We start from the raw sequence: 1,513 nt of genomic DNA, 5'->3' as shown, positions 1-1,513 counted from the left end.
CTGAAAGACATCCCAGGAGTTTGAATGTCAAGCGGCAGCGTCGATGAGGTGAGCGGACCAGGCGGTCGCCTCGTTGTAGGGTGTGCCGGTTTTGAGGCATCCGTGCAGGATGCCGACGAGCCGGTTGGCGAGCTGGCGCAGGGCGGGGTTGTGCCCGGCGCCGCGGGCGCGTTGCCGGTCGTAGTAGGCGCGGGCGCCGGGAGATTTCTGCAGGGCGGAGAACGCCTGTGTCATCAGGGCGTCGACGAGCCGGTCGTTGTGGACGTATCGGGCGGCGACGGTTTTCTTCTTGCCGGATGCGCGGGTGATCGGGCTGGTCGCGGCGTAGTTCTTCCGGGCCTTCGCGGAGATGTAGCGGGTGTGATCGTCACCGAACTCGGCGAGCACCCGGGCGCCGAGCACGGCTCCCAGTCCGGGCTGAGACAAGATGATCTCAGCGTCCGGGTGCCGGCCAAAATGGGCCTCGACCTGCCCTTGCAACGTCTTGACCTGCTCGTTGAGGGTGACCAGCAACGCCGTCAAGGCCCGAACGGTGCTGGCGTAGGCGGCGGTGACCACGGCCGGCTGGCCGAGGTGCTCGGCCCGCAACACGGCCTGAATCGCCGTCGCCTTGGCCGTCACGTCACGGCGGCGGGCCCGTTTGAGGGCCGCGCTGATCTGGTTGATGCTCAGCCGGGCCGCGGACACCGGGTCCGGGGCCTTGGCCAAAAGTTCCAGGGTGTCACCGGCGTCAAGGTCGTCGAACGCTTGAAGGGCGGCCGGGAAGTACTCCCGCAACGCATGCCGCATGCGCTGGCTGGTCCGGGTCCGTTCCCAGATCAACGTCTTGTGCATCCGGGTGACGACCTTGACCGCCTCCGCATCCGCGGTGTCGCCGGCCATCGGACGCAACTGGTGCGAGTCGGTGCGGACCATGTCGGCCAGCATGTGCGCGTCCGCCGCGTCGCTCTTGGCCCCCGACACCGCGAGACGTTCCCGATACCGGGCCGCCTGCAACGGGTTCACCGCATACACCGTGTAACCGGCCGCGACCAACGCCCGCACCCACGGACCCCGATCGGTCTCGATACCGATCCTCACCCGCGCGCTGATCACATCGTCGTCCTCGATGTCATCGCCGAGCGCCTGACCGATCATCGCGTGCAGCCGTGCCATGCCCGCCATGCCTTCCGGCAGCCGGGCCTTCGCCAGCCGGCGACCGGCCGCGTCCATCAGCTCGACGTCGTGGTGGTCCTCCGCCCAGTCGTCTCCTATGAACAGCAACGCCTCTCCCACCTGCCGAATCGATCACCACCGGTAGCCGAGCGGAGAACCATCAGCGACCTAATGAAGCAGTGCTCACGCCGCAACCGGGCGGGCACGACATCCCATCAGCGATCAACTCTCCACACCGACCGGCAGCGGCACGATCTTTCAGCAGGACTCAACGTCCAGGAACTCTGAGTGCTCGTCCGCCGGCGGCTACCTACCCACCAGGAGTTTGCCCGATGGCGTGCTCCCAGAACTCATTAGG

The 1,513-nt window shown here is 67.1% G+C and carries 1 protein-coding gene; it reads right to left on the bottom strand.

Annotation, left to right across the window (positions count from 1 at the left end):
* Positions 1 to 27 precede the first annotated feature (27 nt).
* A complete protein-coding gene (locus EER30_RS46640) occupies positions 28 to 1,263 on the bottom strand; it encodes an IS110 family RNA-guided transposase (protein ID WP_127509774.1) in 1,236 nt (411 codons plus the stop codon).
* Positions 1,264 to 1,513 lie beyond the last annotated feature (250 nt).

The organism is Actinoplanes solisilvae (assembly GCF_003999975.1).
GTDB classification, from domain to species: domain Bacteria; phylum Actinomycetota; class Actinomycetes; order Mycobacteriales; family Micromonosporaceae; genus Actinoplanes; species Actinoplanes solisilvae.
The sequence above is the reverse complement of the archived record's forward strand: the minus strand, read 5'-3'. Positions and strand labels throughout refer to the sequence as shown.